17 protein-coding genes are annotated in these 15,193 nt (G+C 66.3%); 7 read left to right on the forward strand and 10 right to left on the reverse strand.

Annotation, left to right across the window (positions count from 1 at the left end):
* Nucleotide 1: 1 nt before the first annotated feature.
* The 4 genes from AB3X98_RS31680 to AB3X98_RS31695 all read right to left on the reverse strand — a co-directional run bounded on the left by AB3X98_RS31680 (nucleotide 2) and on the right by AB3X98_RS31695 (nucleotide 4,926).
* Nucleotides 2-1,150, reverse strand: coding sequence for an enoyl-CoA hydratase/isomerase family protein (locus AB3X98_RS31680; protein ID WP_368605741.1), 1,149 nt, complete (start codon nucleotides 1,148-1,150; stop codon nucleotides 2-4).
* Between the two features lie 3 nt (nucleotides 1,151-1,153).
* The gene (locus AB3X98_RS31685; RefSeq protein WP_368605742.1) at nucleotides 1,154-1,939 is read right to left on the reverse strand and encodes an enoyl-CoA hydratase; all 786 of its coding nucleotides are present in this window, start codon (nucleotides 1,937-1,939) and stop codon (nucleotides 1,154-1,156) included.
* Nucleotides 1,940-1,958: 19 nt separating this feature from the next.
* Entirely contained in the window at nucleotides 1,959-3,683 is a 1,725-nt protein-coding gene (locus tag AB3X98_RS31690) for an AMP-binding protein (RefSeq protein ID WP_368605743.1), read from the reverse strand.
* A gap of 109 nt (nucleotides 3,684-3,792) precedes the next feature.
* Nucleotides 3,793-4,926 (reverse strand): acyl-CoA dehydrogenase family protein, encoded by a 1,134-nt coding sequence (locus AB3X98_RS31695; RefSeq protein ID WP_342946718.1) that lies wholly within the window; start codon nucleotides 4,924-4,926, stop codon nucleotides 3,793-3,795.
* 178 nt (nucleotides 4,927-5,104) lie between these two features.
* Between AB3X98_RS31695 and AB3X98_RS31700 the strand changes: the two genes are divergently transcribed.
* The 3 genes from AB3X98_RS31700 (at nucleotide 5,105) to AB3X98_RS31710 (ending at nucleotide 8,150) form a co-directional block, all read left to right on the forward strand.
* Complete coding sequence (locus tag AB3X98_RS31700) at nucleotides 5,105-6,163, forward strand: AraC family transcriptional regulator (RefSeq protein ID WP_368605744.1); 1,059 nt, start codon at nucleotides 5,105-5,107, stop codon at nucleotides 6,161-6,163.
* A 74-nt stretch (nucleotides 6,164-6,237) separates the two neighbouring features.
* Entirely contained in the window at nucleotides 6,238-6,513 is a 276-nt protein-coding gene (locus AB3X98_RS31705; RefSeq protein WP_069261736.1) for a DUF4148 domain-containing protein, read from the forward strand.
* 335 nt (nucleotides 6,514-6,848) lie between these two features.
* Nucleotides 6,849-8,150: an NCS2 family permease gene (locus AB3X98_RS31710; RefSeq protein ID WP_069261735.1), complete on the forward strand. Its 1,302-nt coding sequence runs from the start codon at nucleotides 6,849-6,851 to the stop codon at nucleotides 8,148-8,150.
* A gap of 314 nt (nucleotides 8,151-8,464) precedes the next feature.
* On the opposite strand, the gene AB3X98_RS31715 is transcribed toward AB3X98_RS31710, so the two are convergent.
* Together AB3X98_RS31715 and AB3X98_RS31720 are read right to left on the reverse strand one after the other, a co-directional pair.
* The gene (locus AB3X98_RS31715; RefSeq protein WP_069261734.1) at nucleotides 8,465-8,755 is read right to left on the reverse strand and encodes a DUF1488 domain-containing protein; all 291 of its coding nucleotides are present in this window, start codon (nucleotides 8,753-8,755) and stop codon (nucleotides 8,465-8,467) included.
* Between the two features lie 342 nt (nucleotides 8,756-9,097).
* The gene (locus tag AB3X98_RS31720; protein ID WP_069261733.1) at nucleotides 9,098-9,319 is read right to left on the reverse strand and encodes a DUF2964 family protein; all 222 of its coding nucleotides are present in this window, start codon (nucleotides 9,317-9,319) and stop codon (nucleotides 9,098-9,100) included.
* 244 nt (nucleotides 9,320-9,563) lie between these two features.
* Between AB3X98_RS31720 and AB3X98_RS31725 the strand changes: the two genes are divergently transcribed.
* The 3 genes from AB3X98_RS31725 (at nucleotide 9,564) to AB3X98_RS31735 (ending at nucleotide 13,088) form a co-directional block, all read left to right on the forward strand.
* Nucleotides 9,564-11,534, forward strand: coding sequence for a sigma-54-dependent Fis family transcriptional regulator (locus AB3X98_RS31725; RefSeq protein ID WP_368605745.1), 1,971 nt, complete (start codon nucleotides 9,564-9,566; stop codon nucleotides 11,532-11,534).
* Between the two features lie 100 nt (nucleotides 11,535-11,634).
* Nucleotides 11,635-12,765, forward strand: coding sequence for a VIT1/CCC1 transporter family protein (locus tag AB3X98_RS31730; protein WP_069261731.1), 1,131 nt, complete (start codon nucleotides 11,635-11,637; stop codon nucleotides 12,763-12,765).
* Nucleotides 12,762-13,088, forward strand: coding sequence for a 2Fe-2S iron-sulfur cluster-binding protein (locus tag AB3X98_RS31735; RefSeq protein WP_368605746.1), 327 nt, complete (start codon nucleotides 12,762-12,764; stop codon nucleotides 13,086-13,088). The genes AB3X98_RS31730 and AB3X98_RS31735 overlap by 4 nt, the downstream gene beginning before the upstream one ends.
* An 84-nt stretch (nucleotides 13,089-13,172) precedes the next feature.
* Here the strand turns inward: AB3X98_RS31735 and AB3X98_RS31740 are convergent, their stop codons facing one another.
* Nucleotides 13,173-13,463: a DUF4148 domain-containing protein gene (locus AB3X98_RS31740; protein WP_069261729.1), complete on the reverse strand. Its 291-nt coding sequence runs from the start codon at nucleotides 13,461-13,463 to the stop codon at nucleotides 13,173-13,175.
* Nucleotides 13,464-13,852: 389 nt separating this feature from the next.
* Here AB3X98_RS31740 and AB3X98_RS31745 point away from each other — a divergent pair, with 389 nt between their 5' ends.
* Nucleotides 13,853-14,116: a DUF4148 domain-containing protein gene (locus AB3X98_RS31745; protein ID WP_069261728.1), complete on the forward strand. Its 264-nt coding sequence runs from the start codon at nucleotides 13,853-13,855 to the stop codon at nucleotides 14,114-14,116.
* A 113-nt stretch (nucleotides 14,117-14,229) separates the two neighbouring features.
* On the opposite strand, the gene AB3X98_RS31750 is transcribed toward AB3X98_RS31745, so the two are convergent.
* From AB3X98_RS31750 to AB3X98_RS31760, 3 genes are all read right to left on the reverse strand, one after another.
* Entirely contained in the window at nucleotides 14,230-14,613 is a 384-nt protein-coding gene (locus AB3X98_RS31750) for a hypothetical protein (protein ID WP_368605747.1), read from the reverse strand.
* 127 nt (nucleotides 14,614-14,740) lie between these two features.
* Nucleotides 14,741-14,935, reverse strand: coding sequence for a YqaE/Pmp3 family membrane protein (locus AB3X98_RS31755; protein ID WP_069261726.1), 195 nt, complete (start codon nucleotides 14,933-14,935; stop codon nucleotides 14,741-14,743).
* A gap of 45 nt (nucleotides 14,936-14,980) precedes the next feature.
* Nucleotides 14,981-15,175 (reverse strand): DUF1653 domain-containing protein, encoded by a 195-nt coding sequence (locus AB3X98_RS31760; RefSeq protein ID WP_069261725.1) that lies wholly within the window; start codon nucleotides 15,173-15,175, stop codon nucleotides 14,981-14,983.
* Between the last annotated feature and the right edge of the window lie 18 nt (nucleotides 15,176-15,193).

The following is a 15,193-nucleotide window of genomic DNA, read 5'->3' on the forward strand; positions in this document are numbered from 1 at the left end:
GTTATGCGCCGAGGTCCGCCAGCGGATGCGCCTCGCCGCGCCACGGCGACGCAAGAAAATGCTGCACGCGTTCAGGCCGCACCTCGACGAGCGTGGCGGGCGCCCAGCGCGGCTTGCGATCCTTGTCGACGAGATGCGCGCGCACGCCTTCGCAGAAGTCGCCTTCCTCGATCGCACGGCCAACGATGCCAAGCTCCATGCGGAAGCACTCGGCGAGCGTCATCTGGCGGCCTCGCAACAGCGCTTCGCGCGTGACTTCGAGCATCGTGGGCGAATAGTGCGTGAGCGCTTCGAGTGTGGCTTCGAGCCACGCTCGTTCGGCTTGCGCGTGTTCGCGTTCGAGGTCGGCGCGCAGCGATGCGACGATCTGCTCGACACGCAGACGGCGGTCGAAGTGCCGCACGATGAGCGGCGTGAAGGAAGCGCGCGCACCATCGCTAGCCTCGTGACACGGCGCGACGAATACTTCGCGCAACGAAGCATGCACATCGCCCGACCATTGCGCGGCGAGCAGACGCGCCTCGTAGCCATCGAGCCATTCGCCCGGCACACAGGCATCCGCAAGGCCGCAATGCAGCGCGTCCGCGCCGCTGAGCATTGCGCCGGTCAGGCCCACGTAAAGCGCCATTTCCACCGGCATCTTCGCGAGGAAGTGCGTCGCGCCCACATCGGGCAAGAGCCCGATGCGCGTTTCCGGCATCGCGATCTTCGTGCGCGAAGTCGCCACCCGCAGCGCCGCCGCCTGGCCTAGACCCATGCCGCCGCCCATCGTCACGCCGTCGAGCAGCGCGACGAGCGGCTTGGAAAACGCGTGCAACGCGTAGTCGAGGCGATATTCGTCGACGAAGAATTGTTGCCAGCCATTCGCGCCTTCGCGCGCTTTCTCGCGTGCGAGCCGATAGATCGCGCGCACGTCGCCGCCCGCGCAAAAACCTTTCGGGCCCGCACCTTCCAGCACGAGCGCGACGATGCCGTCGTCTGTGCGCACGCGTTCCAGCAGCACAGCCAGCTCGCGCACCATGGCGTGCGAAAGCGCATTGAGCGCAGCGGGCCGGTTGAGCGTGACGATCGCCACGCGATTGACCACGCGAAACAGCACGTCCTGTTCGGCTTCCGTTGCAGCCTGGGCGGAAGCGGGTGTTGCATTCATTGCCTAGTTCTCCGTTTCAATGTGCCAGCGTGGCTTGCGCTTCTCCAGAAACGCGTTGACGCCCTCGCGCTGGTTGGGCGAATCGAACAGATCGACGAAGCGCTCGCGCTCGACGGCGAGCGCGGCGCTGCGCGGCACGCCGTCGCGCGCCTGATGGATCAGCGATTTGCTGAAGGTGACCGCCTGCGGGCTCAAGCCCGCCACGCGCGCGGCCATGGCGAGCGCGGCCTCGCGCGCGCCGCCGGTTGCGACGACTTCTTCCACGAGACCGATGCGCAGGGCCGTTTGCGCGTCCACGCGTTCGCCCGTGAGGATGATGCGCTTGGCCCAGCCTTCGCCCACGAGCCAGGGCAAGGTCTGCGTGCCGCAGCCGGAGGGCAGCAGCCCCACGGCAGGCTCGGGCAGCGCGAGTTGCGCATGCTCTTCGGCAATGCGGATATCGCACGCAAGCGCGCACTCCAGGCCGCCGCCCATGGCATAGCCGTTGATCGCCGCGATGACCACGGGCCGCGCCTTCTGCAGCGCCTCGAATGCCGCGCCGAACGCGCTCGCCGCCGTGCGTGCGACCTCGCGATCGCCACTGGCGAAGGCGTTGAGGTCAGCGCCCGCGCTGAAGAACTTCGGCCCGCTGCCGGTAATGACGACCGCGCGCACCTGCGGCTCGCGGTCGAACGCCTCGATGACCTGCTGGAGCTGACGCAAGCCGTCGACTGTAAAGGCATTCGCGGGCGGTCGCGAAAGCGTGAGCAGGGCCACCGCGCCCTCATGCGCGTACTCGAATTCGATCATTTCGGACTCCGTGTGGATATCAGCGCAGCTCGGGGAAATCCTCTTCCCAATATTCGTCGGGCTGACGCGCCGGTTCGGCGCTGCGCTCCATTTCGCGCCGGCGCAGCTCGACGCGGCGGATCTTGCCCGAGATGGTCTTGGGCAGGTCGCTGAACTGCAGGCGGCGAATGCGCTTGTACGGCGCGAGCTTTTCACGCGAGAAGCGGAACACCTCGCGTGCGAGTTCGGGGCCTGCCTCAAAGCCCTGACGCACGATGACGAAGGCCTTCGGCACGGACAGGCGCAGCTCGTCCGGACTCGGCACGACCGCGGCCTCGGCAATCGCCTCGTGCTCGATCAGCACGCTCTCCAGTTCGAACGGGCTCAGGCGGTAGTCGGACGACTTGAACACGTCGTCGGCGCGGCCCACGTAGACGTAATAGCCGTCGTCGCGAAGCAAGGCGACATCGGACGTGTGGTAGTAGCCGTTGCGCATGGCGTATTCGCTCGCCTTTGCGTTGTTCGCGTAGCCCGTCATCAGGCCGAGCGGACGCTGCGCCGAATCTCGCCCCACCGGCAGCGCGATTTCGCCCTCGCTTGCGGGCTGATCGTCGGCATCGACGAGTTCCACGCGGTAGCCCGGCAGCGGCCGTCCCATCGAGCCCGCCACCACGGGCTGGCCCGGCGAATTGCCGATCTGGCAGGTCGTTTCGGTCTGGCCGTAGCCGTCGCGGATCGTAATGCCCCACGCGTGGCGCACGCGCTCGATGATCTCGGGATTGAGCGGCTCGCCCGCGCCCACGATCTCGCGCAGCTTCACTGCATAGGTTGCGAGCGGCTCCTGCACGAGCATGCGCCACACCGTGGGCGGCGCGCACAGCGTGGTCACACCGCATTGCACGATGGCGGCGAGCGTGTCTTTCGGCACGAAGCGCGCGTAGTTGTAGACGAACACGCAGGCCTGCGCGTTCCACGGTGCGAAGAAGCAACTCCACGCATGCTTGGCCCAGCCCGGCGAACTGATGTTCCAGTGGACGTCGCCGGGCATGAGGCCGATCCAGTACATCGTCGAAAGGTGGCCTACGGGGTAGCTCTCGTGCGTGTGTTCGACGAGCTTGGGCTTCGAGGTCGTGCCCGAAGTGAAATAGAGCAGCAGCGGGTCGGTGGCGCGCGTCGGGCCGTTGGGTTCGAACGCGGGGCTCGCTTCGTACGCGCGCGAAAGGTCGATCCAGCCTTCGCACGCACCGGGCGCCGCGCCTACCGCAATGCGCTTCACGCTCGGGTCGAGCGCATCGAATTTGCCGAGTTCGGCGGCGTCCACGACGACGCAGCGCGCGCCGCCTGTTTCCACGCGTTCGCGCACGTCGTCGGGCGAGAGCTGCGTCGTGGCAGGCAGCACGATGGCGCCCAGCTTCATCGCCGCCAGCATCACGTCCCAGAGTTCGACGCGATTGGGCAGCATCAACAGCAAGCGGTCGCCTCGCGTCACCCCCTGCTCGCGCAAAAAATTCGCCATGCGCGACGAACGCTCCGACATCTGCGCGAACGAATAACGCGTGCCGCCGTCCGCGAGGTCGTCGACGATCCAGAGCGCCGGGTTGTCATTGCCGCGCGCCATCACGTCGAAGTAGTCGAGCGCCCAGTTGAACGTGTCGAGCTTCGGCCACGCGAATGCTTCATACGCGCGTGCGTAGTCGGTGCGGTGACGCAGCAGCAGCTCGCGTGCGTCGATGAAGGCCTGCGCGGAAGGGGTGAACCCGGTCATCGTCGTCTCCTGTCGAGCCGGAGTTGGTGCAAAGCACTTGCTCCGGTCCCATGCATAGCTATGGCGCATAAGCGCTCGCTTTTTATTGCTTCGTCTTCCTCACTTCACTTCAAAGCTGCCGTGCAATCACCATCCTCTGCACTTCGCTCGTGCCTTCGTAAATCTGCGTGATGCGTGCATCGCGGTAGTGACGCTCCACCGGATAGTCGTTCAGGAAGCCGTAGCCACCGTGAATCTGAATCGCGTGCGAGCACACTTCCTCGGCCATTTCGGAAGCATAAAGCTTGGCCTGTGATGCCTCGGAAAGACACGGCTTGCCAAGCGTACGCAGCCGCGCTGCATGATGCACGAGATGACGCGCGGCGTTGATGCGCGTATGCATGTCAGCAAGCAGGTTGGCCACGCTCTGATGCTTGATGATGGGCTCGCCGAACTGCACGCGTTCGTGCGCATAGGCACGCGCCGCATCGAAGGCCGCGCGCGCGATCCCCAGCGCCTGCGCCGCAATGCCAATGCGTCCGCCTTCGAGGTTCGCAAGCGCGATCTTCAGCCCTTCGCCGCGCTGGCCAAGCAGGTTCGCTTCGGGAATCGCACAGTCGACGAGCGAGATCGGGCAGGTGTCCGACGCGCGGATGCCCATCTTCTTCTCATGGGGCCCGACGTTGAAGCCCGGCGTTTCGGTCGGCACGATGAACGCGGAAATGCCGCGCTTGCCGGCGTCGGGATCGGTCACGGCGAACACGATGGCAATGTTCGCGCGCGAGCCGTTGGTCACGAACTGCTTGTTGCCGTTGAGCACCCACTTGCCGTCGCGCAGCTCGGCGCGCGTGCGCAGGTTGCTCGCCTCGGAGCCTGCCTGCGGCTCTGTGAGGCAAAACGCGCCGATCAGCTCGCCGCTCGCGAGCTTGCCGAGCCAGCGGTCCTTCTGCGCGTCGGTGCCGAACTGCAGGATCGGCCCGCAGCCCACCGAGTTGTGCACGCTCACGAGCGTCGCGCACGAGGCGCAGCCGGCCGCGATCTCTTCCATGGCGAGCGCGTAGGCCACGTAATCGGTGTACGAGCCGCCCTGCTCCTGCGGCACGATCATGCCGAGAAAACCCAGTTCGCCCAGTTGCTTGACGACCTCGTCGGGCAGCCTGCCGTCGCGATCCCATTGCGCCGCATTCGGCGCCAGTTGCCCGCTCGCAAAGTCGCGCGCGGCGTCGCGAATCATGCGCTGATCGTCGGTATAGAACTCGTCCATGTGTGTCCCCTTCCTGTGTCTCTTGCGCTTGCCTTCCACTTTGGCGCGATGCGGCCCCGGCGGCAAGGCTTACGAAAAGTGTAGGCACGCGAGCGGCCGTATTCGATGCCCGCCACGCTCAAACTCGCTGATCGGATTTACCATGTCGGCTGCGACCAACCCTTTGGGAGGCGGTTCTATGCAACCGGCGAGAACCCAGACACTGAGCGAAAAAGGCACGATCTCGATGAGCCTCGTGAACGAGACGCTGGCGCTGGCGCGCGCGGGCGGCCTCGAAACCGCGCCACTCACGGATGCCGCCGGCATCGCGCCGGCCGTGCTGCTCGCGCCCGGCGCGCGCGTGAGTGCGGCGCAATACGGCCAGTTGTGGTCGGGCATCGCGCGCGCGCTCGACGACGAATTCTTCGGCCAGGATTCGCACGCGATGAAAAGCGGCAGCTTCATCGCTATGACGCACTCGGCGCTCGGCGCCAGCACGGGCCGCCAGGCGCTGCAGCGCGCCGTGCACTTCATGCGGCTCGTGCTCGACGATCTGTCGGGCGAAATCGACTTCGACGCCACGCGCGTGCGCGTCACGCTCTCGCACCGCGCGGGCAAACCCACGCCCACCCTGTTCGCGTACGCGACCTGGTTCATCCTCGTCTACGGGCTCGTGTGCTGGCTCGTGGGGCGCCGCATTCCGCTTCTCGCGGCGCGCTTTCGCTGCCCGCAGCCTGCCGCCGCGCACGAATACCAGCTCATGCTCTGCGACGACATGGCATTCGATCAGCCGGCCACATGGTTCGAATTCGCGCCCGGCTTTCTCGAACTGCCCGTGATCCAGACCGCCAGCTCGGCGCGGGCGTTTCTGCGCAACGCGCCCGGCAACTTCGTCGTGAAGTACCGCAATCCGGGCTCGTTCGCGGCGCGCGTGCGACGCGCGCTGCGCGCCCTGCCCGTCGCCGCGTGGCCCGACGCCGACGCCATCGCGCAGCGGCTGAACGTGGCGCCCGCTACGCTGCGCCGGCGGCTGAGCCAGGAAGGCCACAGCTGCCAGTCGATCAAGGACGAATTGCGCCGCGACCTGGCAATCGCGGCGCTGCAGGAGCCGGGCCGCCCGGTCGCCGATGTCGCCGCCGCTGTGGGGTTCGCGGAGCCGAGCGCGTTCCATCGGGCGTTCCGCAAATGGACCGGACAGCGCCCGACCGACTACCGCACGGCAAGCAACCGCCAAGACGCTTCGAAGCACCGCGGGTAGCCCTCGATCCCCCTTTGAGTTAATGAGATAGCGCCTATACTTTTAGGGTTATCCCTAATACGAAAGGCCTTGCCATGAACTCCCTTCCGCGTGTGACGCTCGGCGTCCTCGCCGCAGCGTGCTGCTTCGCGTCGGCTGCGGCGGTGGCCCAACCGTACGATCCCTCGCAACCGCTGACTCGCGCCCAGGTCCGGGCGGATCTGATCGAATGGCGGCAGGCGGGCTACGATCCGCTCGACTGGATCGACTACCCGGAAAACGCGCAACGCGCGGGCGCGATCGTCGCGCAACGGCGTGCGGCGCGCGGCGGCGCCGGATATGGCGCTCCCGCCGGTCAAATGCAGCAGTAATCGCTTGATTGCAGGACAGGCCGCAGTCACCCGGCACCAGGCGAAGCAACGCCCGGCGCCTGTGAGCGGTCGTGTCCATTTCCTCCCGCCACGGGCGCGATTCGCCGCGCCTTCTCACGCTTGCTACCGCAACGCGCGCTGTTGTACCCGTTCCACGCTCACGACGGCTTTTCTGCGCTCGACGGACAATTGTTTACAATCGCGCCCGTAGCCGCGCGCTGCGGCATGCGCGCGTGTGCATGGGCACGTCAAGGACCTGCCTGCGCCGACTACGCGCAAGACACCACACCAACAAGCAGCGAACAACCCGCTCGACTCTCAAGGGCCCGATCTTCATGGACGCCATCAAACGCTATTTCGGTTTCGAAGAAGCAGGCACCAACCTGCGCACCGAAGTGCTCGCCGGTATCACGACTTTCCTCACGATGGCTTACATCATCTTCGTGAATCCGGCCATTCTCGGCGACGCCGGCATGCCGAAGGAAAGCGTATTCGTCGCGACCTGCCTCGTCGCGGCGCTCGCCTCGCTCGTCATGGGCCTCTACGCGAACTACCCGATCGCGCTCGCGCCCGGCATGGGCCTGAACGCGTATTTCGCCTATACGGTCGTGAAGGGCATGGGCTTCACGTGGCAGGCCGCGCTCGGCGCGGTGTTCATCTCCGGGTGCCTGTTCTTCATCGTCACGCTGCTGCGCGTACGCGAGGCCATCGTCAATGGCATTCCACATTCGATCCGCGTGTCGATCACGGCGGGTATCGGTCTGTTCCTCGCGATCATCTCGCTGAAGACCTCGGGCGTGGTGGTCGGCAGCCCGGCCACACTCGTCGAGCTCGGCAACCTGCACGATCCGCACACGATCCTCGCGATCATCGGCTTCTTCGCGATCGTCACGCTCGACGTGCTGAAGGTGCGCGGTGCGATCCTGATCGGCATCGTGGGCGTCACGATTCTTTCGTTCTTCTTCGGCGGCAACCAGTTCCACGGCATCTTCTCGCCGCCGCCGTCGATCATGCCGACTTTCGCGCAGCTCGACATCAAGGCGGCGCTCTCCACGGGCGTGCTCAACGTGGTGCTCGTGTTCTTCCTCGTCGAGCTGTTCGATGCGACCGGCACGCTGATGGGCGTGGCCAACCGCGCCGGCCTGCTCGTGCACGGCAAGATGCACCGCCTGAACCGCGCGCTGCTCGCGGATAGCACCGCGATTCTCGCGGGCTCGGTTCTCGGCACCTCGTCGACCACGGCGTATATCGAAAGCGCCTCGGGTGTGCAGGCGGGCGGCCGCACCGGCATGACCGCACTCACCGTGGCCGTGCTGTTCCTCGCGTGCCTGTTCGTCGCGCCGCTCGCGGGCGTCGTGCCGGGCTACGCCACGGCGCCGGCGCTACTCTACGTCTCGTGCCTGATGCTGCGCGAACTCGCCGATCTGCCCTGGGACGACGCCACCGAAGTCGTGCCCGCCGCTCTCACGGCGCTTGCCATGCCGTTCACCTACTCGATCGCCAACGGTGTGGCGTTCGGCTTCATCTCGTATGCGGGCCTGAAGCTCCTCACGGGCCGTGTGCGCGACGTGAAACTGATCGTGTGGATCATCGCCGCCGTGTTCCTGTTCCGGTTCTTCTATCTCGGCAACGCGTAAAAGCAAAAGGGTGGCTTCGCGCCACCCTTTTTGTTTTGATACGCCGCTGCCGCCCCCTCAGCATCAAACTTCCAGCCGTATCACTGCCCCGCACGGCACGTGCTTCTTATCATAGGGAACTATCGTCAGAATTCCCTGCACACAGGAGCCGCCACGTGGCAACGTACTCCGCCGCATCCGAACGCTACACGAAACCCGCCATCTTCCAGCGGCAACGCGGCAACCGCGTAAACGAACGCCGCGCCCCAACGGGCGCGGCAAGCAAACTCAGCTGAACGGAAAGCGCCCGCGTCCTGCGGGCGCTTTTTTGTCGACTACGCGTTGGCGTGCGCCTGCACGAAACGCACGTAGCCGCTGCGCAGCACGAGACACTGCGCACGTGTTTCGGAGAGCAAACGGCGCGCGCAGGCCTCGATGCGGTCGCGATGATGGTCGAACGCGCTGAGCATGTCTTCGGCGCGCGGCGAAGCCGCCCCGAAGTGATCTTCCAGCGCCGCCGCCGTGATCAGACACTCCACCCGCTCGCCATCGATCATCGCCGGAAACGCCAAGGTCAGGTCTGGGCCCGAGTACTCGGGCACCTCTTTCGGAAACATGATCTGCATGGGGGTCGCCTTTGGTGGAGGGTGAAAAGGCCGCGTTCAACCGCCTTCGGGCTGCCCCAACCTGGTGCCTGAGAACACCCGATCCGGCTCGCGCGGATCAACACCAACCCTTGCAAACTACACGTTCGCGCAGGTTGATTTGATTCACTTTAGACGACTTCCTGCCGCCCGCAAGGTCGACGTTGTCACATGCCTGAAATAGCCGGCGGCGGCGGCGTCCGGGCCCTGTTTCGCGGGTGCAGCAAGCGCGTGCGCCGTTGCGCGCACAGATACTCTCCTCCCGGCCCTGCGCCAACGCGCTGCGCCGTTGCCGCATCGCACCATGCGCGCCACCCAGGCGCGTCAGGATTCGCGATGCCGGTGCTGTTCGAGAGATTCGAGGTCTTTCGGGTGCAGGGTGAGCATCACCACGAACGCGACGACCCCAAGAGCCACGGTCACCATTCCGGAGAGCACGACGTTGTCTTCGTCGAAGATCAATCCGTCAATCGCATACCCGAGGCCAAAGAGCGCAACGAACGTGGCGAGCACCGCCACCACGATCCTCAATTCGCCGTGCACCATGACGAACTCCGCTATTCAGCGGGGGCGCGACGCAAATGCGCCCTCACCTTCATCATGGCACTCGCGCCAGTAAACTCAAGACGCAGTTGAGGCGGCGCCCGCGCGGCTGAAACCGCTGCCTTCAACCCGGCTTCAACCCGAATTGGCAGCCGCCGCGTTTCCTGTACCATGAACTGCCCCAGAGGCCCCGCTCGCGCACCCATGTTGCGTCGCAGCGTAGCGCCCAAAACGACTGGAGACACGAGTGACCCGACGCCCCGTCACGCCGCACGACGCGGCCCGCGCGGACGCCATCGCGCAGGCTCACGCGCGCTCGCGCGCACTCGGACTGCGCGCCACTGAAGCGCCCGACTTCGACGCGCTCGCCGCCGCCGACCTGCGCGAACTGATCGACACGAACCGCACGCTCTATCACCAGGCGCGTCCCGTCATGGACGCCTTACACGCGCAGATCGTCGATACGCAGAGCATGGTGCTGCTTACCGATCGCAACGGCGTGATCCTCCATAGCTGCGCCGACAGCGACTTCGTCGAGAAAGCACAGCGCGTCGCGCTGCGCCCGGGCGTTTCGTGGGCCGAGCAGCATCGCGGCACGAATGCCATCGGCACGGCGCTCGTCGAAGGCCAACCGACCACGGTGCATGCGGGCGAGCACTTTCTGCGCGCCAATCACATCCTCACCTGCTCGTGTGCGCCGATCGCGGATCCGTTTGGCCGCACGCTTGGCGCGCTCGACGTGAGCGGCGAGTCGCGCGGTTTTCACAAGCACACGCTCGCGCTCGTGCGCATGTCGGCGCAGATGATCGAGAACCATCTGTTCAACACCGAATTCGCCGATGCCATCCGGCTCCAGTTTCATGCGCGCGCCGAATTCATTGGTACGCTCTACGAAGGATTGGCCGCATTCTCGGCCGACGGCACGCTGCTCTGCGCGAACCGCAGCGCCCTGTTCCAGTTCGGCGCACCGCTCGCCGAACTGCAGGAGCGCGAGTTCGCGGCGCTCTTCGGTCAGCCGTTCGCGGCGTTCATGCAGCAGATCATGCGCGCGAGCGGCGAGCCGCTCGCGCTCGCACTGCCAAGCGGCGTGCGCGTGATCGCGCGCGCCACGCCCGGCGCGGCCATGTCGGGCGTCCCTACGTTCGCGCGCAGCGCCGTAGCCGACACGTCCCGCTCGCCCTTCACGCCCGCGCCCTCCCAGGCGAAAGCGCCCAACGCCGCCGACACCGCGCCGCAGCCCACGCTCGCCGACCTCGACACCGGCGACGCGCGGCTCGCCGCCGCCCTGCAGCGCGTGGCGCGCGTGCGCGGCCGCGACATTCCGGTGCTCGTGCTCGGCCGCACGGGCACCGGCAAGGAATGGCTCGCGCGGGCGCTGCATCGCGATTCGCCGCGCCGCGACGGGCCGTTCGTCGCGCTCAACTGCGCCGCCCTGCCCGACACGCTGATCGAAGCGGAGCTGTTCGGCTACGAGGACGGCGCGTTCACGGGAGCGAAGCGCCGCGGCAGCGCCGGCAAGATCGCGCAGGCGCATGGCGGCACCCTCTTTCTCGACGAGATCGGCGACATGCCGCTCGCGCAACAGGTGCGGCTCATGCGCGTGTTGCAGGAGCGCGCCGTCGTGCCGCTCGGCGGTACGCGCGCGGTGCCGGTGGATTTGCGCATCGTCTGCGCGACGCACCGCGACCTGCGCGCGATGATCGCCGAAGGTACGTTCCGCGAGGATCTCTACTACCGCATCAACGGCCTCGTCGTCACGCTGCCGGCGCTGGCCGAGCGCACCGACCTCGACCCGCTGGTCGCCCGCATGCTCGAGATTGTGCGGCGCGAGGTGCCGGGCGCGCCCGCGCGTCTGACACCGGCCGTTCGGGCGTGCTTCGCGCGCTGCCGCTGGCCGGGCAATCTGCGTCAGCTCGCGAGCGCGCTGCGCACGGCGGCGATCATGGCCGAAGGCGAAGACGCCATCGACATGGAGCATCTGCCCGAAGACCTCATGCACGATTGCGATCCCGCGAGTGACTGCGCGCAGCCGTGCGCCGATGCCTCGACGGAAGACCAGGCGAGCGACACGGAACGCGAGCCCGCGCGCCTCTCCGTCTGGCAGTCGCGGCTCATCGAGGAGACCCTCGCGCGCCACAGCGGCAATGTATCGGCGGCGGCTCGCGAACTCGGGCTCGCGCGCAACACGGTCTACCGGCATCTGCGTCAGCGCCGCTGAGCGTACCGGCCCGACAGGAGCAAGGCGGGCGTCGACGCGCGGCTTCTGGCCGTTGCCGCGCCAGGGTAAGCTTGGCAGATAACTTCCCGCACCGCGCGCCATGGCCTCCGCTCAGGAAATCAACCGCTTCCGGCGCAATCTCGCCGACGAACTCGACAGCGCCGCCGTCTACGACACGCTATCCGCGGTCGAGAAAGACGACGAGCGCCGCCGCATCTTCGCCGATCTCGCGGCCTCCGAGCGCGAGCACGCGAGCGTCTGGCGCGAGAAGCTCGCGGCCAACGGCGTCACGCCCCGGCCGCATCGGCGCAGCGCGAAAACCCGCCTGCTGCAAACGCTCACGCGCACGTTCGGCCCTTCACTCGTGCTGCCCACCGTCGCCGCTGCCGAGTACGCCGACCGCGACCGCTACGCGCACGAGCCCGGCGCCGAGAAGCTTTCGGCCCAGGAGCAGCAGCACGCGGCCATCGTGCAGGCGATTGCCGCGAAGAAGCGCGAGCCCGAACACGGCCACGGCGAAGCGATCGGCGCGGCCGAGTCGTGGCACAAGGGCGCGATGGCGGGCAACGACCTGCGTGCGGCGGTGCTGGGGGCGAACGACGGGCTCGTCTCGAACTTCTGCCTGATCATGGGCGTGGCGGGCGCGGGCAGCGTCAATCGCACGATTTTGCTCACGGGGCTGGCGGGCCTCGTGGCGGGCGCCTGCTCCATGGCGCTCGGCGAATGGCTCTCGGTGACCAACGCGCGCGAGCTTGCGCGCACGCAGCTTGCGAAGGAAGCCGACGAACTCGAACACACGCCGGACGCCGAGCGTCACGAGCTTGCGCTCATCTATCAGGCGAAGGGCGTCGATCCTGAAGAAGCGCGCCGCGTGGCCGCCCAGATCATGCGCAACAAGGACGAGGCGCTCAATACGCTGGCGCGTGAGGAGCTTGGCATCGATCCGAAGGAGTTGGGCGGCAATCCGTGGTCGGCCGCCGCCGTCTCGTTTTGCCTCTTCTCGCTCGGCGCGGCGTTTCCAACTGCCCCTTTCCTGTGGGCGCACGGCGTCACGGCCATCGCGCAGTCGGTGGCGCTGAGCGCGTGCGGGCTCGCCCTCGTCGGCGTGTTCACGTCGCTCTTCAACGGGCGCAGCGCGACGTTTTCGGCGTTCCGGCAGATCGTGATCGGACTCGCCGCGGCGGCGTTCACGGCCGGCGCGGGGCGCCTGCTCGGAGTGTCGCTTTCATGAGCGACGTGAGCCGCGAAAGCTTGCAGGAGGGCCCGCCGCACGTGCCCGTGGTCCGCGTGGAGCCGCTCGGGCGCAGCTTCGAAGCGCCGCCCGAACTGACCTTGCTGGAAGCGGCGGCGTTCGAAGGCATCCGTTTGCCGCGCATGTGCCGCAACGGCACCTGCCGCGCCTGCCTGTGTCGCGTAGTGAGCGGCGACGTGAGCTTCACGATCGAGTGGCCCGGATTGAGCCGCGAGGAAAAAGCCGAGGGCTATGTGCTGACCTGCGTGGCCGTCGCGCGCACGGATCTCGTGCTCGACGTGCCGGAGGCGGAAGCCATGTAGCGGCAACAAAACGCCGCGCCCAAATGCGAAACGGCCCGCGAAGCGAATTCGCGGGCCGTTTTTATCTGCTGACTGCGGAAAGACTTACTGGCCGCCGAAGTAGACCGATTGCGGACCGGTGCGAGCCGCTTCCGACACATAGCGAGCGCCGGCAACCGACGTCGAGTTGCTCACGCCGCCGAACGAGCCGTCGGTCTGGGCGACTGGCGCGGCCGCCTGCGGGGCGACTGCCGCCTGATTGCGGCTCGTTTGCTGGAATTCGACGAGTTGCTGGCGCACCTGCTCGCGGGTCAGACCTTGATCGGCCTGGGCAAAAGCGGCCAGCGGAGCAGCCATGGCAACGGTAAGGGCAACAGCCTTGAGAAGCGACTTCATGATGACAACCTCCGGAATTATTTAGCATCGATGCGCAACGACGGTGCATACCCTGTCGTGCTCGGCCGGCTCGCTGCGATTCGCCGCATCGGCTGGCTGTGAGTGGATTCTAGGCAAGCGCCACAGCCGGATACAGACCGTTTCGGGCGAATTGGAATTACGGATTTCGCAATAATCCGGCGAGATTTCAGGGCCGGATAATCCGCGGCCGTCCGGCCTTATTGCAAGCACGTCGCGCAACCCTTCAGGAGATTCCGAACCCGATTGTTGCCGCCAGAAGAACACTGAATTCGCTTTCCAGGTATTTACCCTGACCCTCCGACCACATACATTGACCAGATGGGCCCCGCCGATGCGATGGCTCCCCACAAAAACATCGGAGGTTAGTCATGAATTCGTTTCTGAAGGCAGCTGTGCTTGCCGCCATCGTCGCCGTGCCCGCCGCTGCGTTCGCGCAGGCACAACCCCAGCAACAACCCGTGACCCGCGCCGAAGTTCGCGCCGATCTCGCGCAACTGCGCGCCGCCGGCTACGATCCGAGCGACTGGATGCACTATCCGGAAAACATTCAGGCTGCCGAAGCCAAGGTCGCAGCGCAGCGCGCGACGGCTTACGGCCCGTCGACGAACGGAACGTCGCAGTCGAGCCAGTAAGTTTCGCGACAACCCCGGCTGTGACGCCGGGTTCTCGTGCAAAGCATCAGGCCCGCCCTCGTGAGAGTGGCGGGCCTGATTCGTTTTGAAGCGCAATTCCGACTCGGCGTGGATCAACGGCCGCCCGGTCCGCCGCCACCGTGACCGCCACCGCCGTGGCCTCCGCCACCATGACCGCCGCCGGGGCCGCCTCCATGACTACCGCCCGGCGGCCCCCAAGGTCCGCCGTGACCGCCACTGTGACCGCCCGGGCCGCCCCCGTGCCAACCACCGCCGCCGCCGTGCCAGTCGCCGCCGTGATAATCGCGACCGCCGCCACCGTCCCAGACGCCGATATTCACGCTGCCATATGTGGGCGCATAGCCCGGCGCGTAGCCGCTGTAATAGCCGGTGGAGTACGGCTGACCATAGCCGCTGTAACCATAGTCGTAGCCCGGGGCCACCGCACACCCGGCGAGGAGCGCGATGGCGCCCACCGTGAGAACGAACTTGAACATAGCTGACTCTCCTTTCTATTTGTAAGAAAGAAAAATCAGCGTTAAGTTCTTATGGAATTGTGAGCACGCGTTAGCGTTGTAACGCGCAACGCGCCTCCGAACGGCGTGTAGACGCCCGCTCAGGGATTTAACCGCGGCGGCCGAGCGCGTCCTCTATTTTCCGGTCGGTCTTGAACTGGCTGAGTGAATACACGGCCCAGATCGCGGCCGGAATCCAGCCGATCAGCGTGACCTGCAGGATCAGGCAGACGATGCCCGCAATCGGACGCCCAATGGTGAAGAACAGGAGCCAGGGCAGAATCAGCGCAATCAGTAAACGCATTCGGCGAAACCCTCTAAAGCGTGGAAGAGACGAGTGTGAAAAGAATCAGTTGACGGGCGCGAAGCGCGGCACGAGTCCGCCTTCATACTCGACGAGTTCGAAGAACACGGTGGAGGGTCGCGTCCAGATCGTACCGTTCGCCGCGCGATACACGATCATCGTGACGGAAGGATCCGATTCGAGCGTCGCCTCGCAAACCAGTTCGTAAATGCCACCCTTGTAGTGCCTGTAGCGCACCATCGTGTTCCCCTCTTCGAG

The organism is Paraburkholderia sp. BR14312 (assembly GCF_040948675.1).
In the GTDB taxonomy this organism is placed as follows: Bacteria; Pseudomonadota; Gammaproteobacteria; order Burkholderiales; family Burkholderiaceae; genus Paraburkholderia; species Paraburkholderia nodosa_A.